This is a genomic window from Streptomyces lasiicapitis, from assembly GCF_014646335.1.
GTDB lineage: Bacteria > Actinomycetota > Actinomycetes > Streptomycetales > Streptomycetaceae > Streptomyces > Streptomyces lasiicapitis.
The window spans coordinates 1-4,585 of sequence record NZ_BMNG01000025.1 but is presented as its reverse complement, the minus strand read 5'-3'; the positions used below and the strand labels follow the sequence as shown (position 1 = coordinate 4,585).

Genomic DNA, 4,585 nt, shown 5'->3' with positions numbered 1-4,585 from the left:
CCACCGCCGGCGCCGCACCCGGCGGGCCCGGCCGGTCTCGTGCAGGAGCCGGTCGAGCAGCCGGGGCCCGGGCAGGGCGGCGGCCGGGTCGAGGGCGTACGGCACGGACGCCCCGTACGTCTTCAACAGCCGTGCGGGCAGCGAGAGTTCGGACACCCGCGCACGGCAGTGCGCGCACTCCATGAGGTGATCCTCGAAGCGGAACGTGTCCGCCTCGTCGAGGACGCCGAGCGCGTAGGCGCCGGCGTCGCGATGTCGCTCCAGGGACCTCATGGCGTTCCTTGTCGGTGAGGGTGCTTCTTGCCCTCCCGTACGCAATCGGCCACTGAATCACTCAAGCGGGCCCAGAAAGAAGCGGCCTCAGAAGAGGCCGCTTCCGAACAGGCGGGGCTCGCGTGCGGCGGGCTCAGAAGAGCTGGATGGCCAGGTGGCCGAGCGGCAGCCCGAGCTGCCATGCCGGGGTCCACACCTTCGGTACGTCGTCGTCCCCGGGCCAGGCCCCGCCTCCGCCGGGCACCGCGTCCAGGTCGGGCGCGAGCAGCTCCGTCTCCTCAAGCCAGCGCCACGCCGCCTCGGCGAGCACCAGGTCGGGCGCGGGACCGCGCGCGGCCATGGCGTCGGCGGCGAGGCCGTCCATGCGCTCGCGCACCCACTCCTGCCAGGGCTGGTCGTGCGCCGTCAGACAGAGCCAGGTCTCGAGCTGCGAGACCACGCGGATGCAGGACAGCTCCCCGCGTGTGTCCGACAGGAAGATGGTCAGCGCGAGCGCGTCACGCCCGGCTCGGTACTCGAACGACGTCGGCGGCATCAGGTCGCCGGTGCGCAGCAACTCGTCCGCGATGTACTCGGCGTACAGCCAGGCCATCGGGACCGTCAGCTCGTCTCCGCCGGGGCCCTGGGTGCCGTCCGTGCTCTCGTGCAGCATCACGCTCCGCCTTCCTGTGCTCCGTGTACGCGTCACCGGCTTCTGGCCCCCCAACCCGGAACACGGATAGAGGACAGCCGAATGCCCAACAGGGGTGCTGAGCAAGGCGCTTTACGGAGCCTTGACCCGGGCGACGGTTTCACCGCAGGTGGGGGTGGTCGTGTTCTTCTCGTCACAGCACGCCGGGATTAGGGCTGTTTCAGTGACTGGCGCGGCATTGCTCCTTGACTCACCCTTGTATTCGTATGTGGATTGGTTTAACCCATTATCTCCTCATGCGGAAGTCCGGTCGATGACACAGCGCACACGCCCCGCCCGGCCCGTCCGGCGCACCAGACGCACCCGTCAGGGCCTTGCCGTCCTCGCGGCCGTTCTCGTCGGAGCCACCGCGGCCTGTGCCGCGCAGGAGCCCTCCGGGCGGGAGGGGGAGCAGAGGAAGGCGCCCGCGCCCCGGCACCCGGCGCCCGCGCCGTCCGCGGCGGGCGGCGGCGCGGGCGACGCCCGGGCCTTCACGCTCGTCGCGTCCGGCGACGTGCTGCCGCACGCGTCGATCATCCGGCAGGCGAAAGCCGACGCGGGCGGCGAGGGCTACGACTTCGCGCCCATGCTCGCGGGCGCCAAGTCAGTGGTCGCCAAGGCGGATCTGGCGATCTGTCACATGGAGACGGTCTACGGCGCGAACGGCGACTACACGGGCTACCCGACCTTCAAGTCGCCCCCACAGGTGGCCCGCGCGCTCAAGGCCACCGGCTACGACGCGTGCTCCACGGCGTCCAACCACACCCTCGACGACGGCGCGGACGGCATCCACCGCACCCTGGCCGCCCTCGACAGGGCCCGCGTCAAGCACGCGGGCTCCGGCCGCACGGCCACCGAGGGCCGCTCCCCGGCCTGGCTGCGCGCGGGCGGCGCGAAGGTCGCCCAGCTCGCGTACACGTACGGCACCAACGGCATCCCGCTGCCCAAGGGCAGGCCCTGGTCGGTCAACCTCATCGACAAGGACCGCATCCTCGCCGACGCCCGCGCCGCCCGGAAGGCGGGCGCCGACGTGGTGGTGGTCTCGCTGCACTGGGGCAACGAGTGGCAGGACGCCCCGAACCGCCAACAGCTGTCCCTCGGGCGGCAGTTGACGGCCGCACGCACTGGCGGGCGGCCGGACGTCGACCTGATCCTCGGCACGCACGCGCACGTCCCGCAGGCCTACGAGAAGGTCAACGGGACGTGGATCGTCTACGGCATGGGCGACCAGATCGCCGGCGCCATGATCAACCACGAGGGCGCCCAGGACCCCCGCGGCAACCAGGGCACCGCGGGCCGCTTCACCTTCGCCGCCCCCGAGAAGACCGGCGGCCGCTGGCAGGTGACGAAGGCGGAGTTCGTGCCGTTCTGGTTCGACACGAACGCGGGCCGTGTCGTCAACCTCAACGCCGCCCTCGACCGCGGCGCGGACGTCGGCGACGTTCGCGACCGCATCCGCCGCGTCAGCCTCAGCCGCGGCGCGGGCAAGGACGGCCTGGTGATGGGCCAGTAGCCGCCGCCGACCGGCGCGGCGCCGCGCCGACCCGTCGGCCACGCCCTAGGGGGTCGTCTTCTCCGTCGGATCCGTCTTCGCCAGCTCCGACTTGCGGTAGGAGTACGCGAAGTACACGACCAGGCCCAGCGCGAACCACACGGCGAACCGCACCCAGGTCTGCCACTCCAGGAACGTGATGAGCCAGATCGAGAAGACGACCCCGACCGCGGGCACCACCGGCATCCCCGGGCAGCGGAACGTACGCGGCAGCTCGGGCTGCTTGTAGCGCAGCACGATCACCGCGACGCAGACCACGACGAACGCGAGCAGGATGCCGATGTTGGTGAGCTCGGCGGCCTCGCCGATCGGCAGGAACCCGGCGATGGCGGCGGACGCGACACCGACGATCCAGGTGACGCGCGTCGGCACGTGCTTGGTCTCATGGGTCTTCGCGAACCACTTCGGCAGCAGCCCGTCGCGGCTCATGGAGAACCACACGCGCGTGCAGCCCAGCATGAACGTGAACATCACCGTGAGGATGCCGATGATCGCGCCGACCGCGATGACGTCCGCGAGACCGCCGAGGCCGACCGACTTGAACGCCGAGGAGAAGCCGCTCTCGGGGTCGATGGACTTGTAGTCCTGCATGCCGGTGAGGACCAGGCAGGCCAGGACGTAAAGCACCATCGAGATCGCCAGCGAGTACAGGATCGCCTTCGGCATGTGGCGCTGGGCGTCCTTGGACTCCTCGGCGGCCGTGCTCATCGCGTCGTAGCCGAAGACCGCGAAGAAGACCGTCGCCGCGCCCGTGAACGCGCCGCTCACCCCGAAGGGGAAGAACGGCGAGTAGTTGCCGGTCTCGACGTGGAAGAAGCCGACGCCGATGACGAGAAGGACCACCAGGACCTTCAGGACGACGACCACCATCTCGAAGCGCGCCGCGTTCTTGATGCCGAGGGTCAGCAGGTACGCGATGAACAGGCACAGGACGGCCGCGAACAGGTCGACCTTGTGTCCGTCACCCGTGCCCGGCGCCCCCAGCATCCACGTCGGCAGCTCCGCACCCATGTCGTTGAGCAGGAAGTTGAAGTAGCCGGAGATGCCGATCGCGACCACCGCCACGATCGCGGTGTACTCCAGGATCAGGTCCCAGCCGATGAACCAGCCCACGAGCTCGCCGAGCACCGCGTAGCCGTAGGTGTAGGCCGAGCCCGCCTTCGGGATCAGGCCCGCGAACTCGGCGTAGGAGAACGCGGCCGCGGCGCTCGCCACGCCGGCGATCAGGAACGAGATGAGGACCGCGGGGCCCGCCTTCTCGTTGGCGACGGTGCCCGCGAGGGTGAAGATCCCCGCGCCGATGATGCCGCCCACGCCGATCGCGGTGAGCTGCCACAGGCCGAGGGTGCGGGTGAGCTGCGAGCCCGCACCGCCCGCCTCGGTGTCCTCGATCGCTTCGATGGGCTTGCGGCGCAGTACTCCCTGCCCCGCTCGTAGTCCGGCCATGAGCCTCACCTCTTCGCTGGCGGCGGTCGGCTGATGGCCGATCATGATGGCCCAGCGGCCCGGGGGGCGGAAGACGCCACGCACCGCCCGCGGGTGCGGGGGTGCGGCGGAGGTGAGGTTCGCCCGGACGGCCGTACGAAGGGCCGCGCCCTGCCCGTGCGCCTACGGCACCACGGTGACCGGCCAGCGGCCCGCCTTCACCAGGCGTACCGCGACCGAGCCGATGATGCGGTGGCCCGCCTGTTCCGATGCGCCGACCACGACGGCGTCCGCCTTCAGCTCGTCCGCTGCGGTGACCAGGCCGTTGTACGGATCCCCGCGGAAGGTGTGGAACTCCCAGCGCACATCGAATATGCCCTTCACGCGCTCCGTCGCGTCGCGGATCTCGGTGATCAGGTTCTCCGCGATCTGCTCGGTGGTGTCCGCGACCGGCGCGCCGAGCGCGGCGCCCGCGGCGAGCACCGGCTGGACATAGACGACGGCGAGCAGCGCGCGCTGCCGTCTGGCCAGGCCTCCGGCATATGCCGCCGCGCGCAGCGAGGAGTCCGAGCCGTCGACCCCGACGACGATGACCTTCGGCCCGTCGGTGCCGCGTTCGAACTGGTGGGCCTGTTGAGAGGGCTCTTCCGTCACAGCCCCGAGGC

Annotated in this window: 5 protein-coding genes; 1 reads left to right on the top strand and 4 read right to left on the bottom strand. The window is 70.8% G+C overall.

The window, feature by feature from the left end:
- Together IEY91_RS42165 and IEY91_RS38550 are read right to left on the bottom strand one after the other, a co-directional pair.
- Positions 1-273 (bottom strand): zf-HC2 domain-containing protein (locus tag IEY91_RS42165; protein WP_229697564.1); only part of this gene is annotated, 273 nt, incomplete at its 3' end.
- Between the two features lie 133 nt (positions 274-406).
- Positions 407-925 carry a hypothetical protein gene (locus tag IEY91_RS38550; RefSeq protein ID WP_164317921.1) on the bottom strand — a complete coding sequence of 173 codons (519 nt, stop codon included), beginning with the start codon at positions 923-925 and terminating at the stop codon, positions 407-409.
- Between the two features lie 292 nt (positions 926-1,217).
- Between IEY91_RS38550 and IEY91_RS38545 the strand changes: the two genes are divergently transcribed.
- The gene (locus IEY91_RS38545) at positions 1,218-2,456 is read left to right on the top strand and encodes a CapA family protein (RefSeq protein ID WP_189177460.1); all 1,239 of its coding nucleotides are present in this window, start codon (positions 1,218-1,220) and stop codon (positions 2,454-2,456) included.
- Between the two features lie 45 nt (positions 2,457-2,501).
- Here the strand turns inward: IEY91_RS38545 and IEY91_RS38540 are convergent, their stop codons facing one another.
- Both IEY91_RS38540 and IEY91_RS38535 read right to left on the bottom strand, forming a co-directional pair.
- Complete coding sequence (locus IEY91_RS38540) at positions 2,502-3,941, bottom strand: amino acid permease (RefSeq protein ID WP_189177459.1); 1,440 nt, start codon at positions 3,939-3,941, stop codon at positions 2,502-2,504.
- A 162-nt stretch (positions 3,942-4,103) separates the two neighbouring features.
- A complete protein-coding gene (locus IEY91_RS38535) occupies positions 4,104-4,574 on the bottom strand; it encodes a universal stress protein (protein WP_164317916.1) in 471 nt (156 codons plus the stop codon).
- Positions 4,575-4,585 lie beyond the last annotated feature (11 nt).

What these genes read in the sequence shown, in the direction of transcription:
- IEY91_RS38550 (WP_164317921.1), bottom strand. Translation starts at nt 925, where the DNA reads ATGCTGCACGAGAGCACGGACGGCACCCAGGGCCCCGGCGGAGACGAG.
- IEY91_RS38545 (WP_189177460.1), top strand. Translation starts at nt 1,218, where the DNA reads ATGACACAGCGCACACGCCCCGCCCGGCCCGTCCGGCGCACCAGACGC.
- IEY91_RS38540 (WP_189177459.1), bottom strand. Translation starts at nt 3,941, where the DNA reads ATGGCCGGACTACGAGCGGGGCAGGGAGTACTGCGCCGCAAGCCCATC.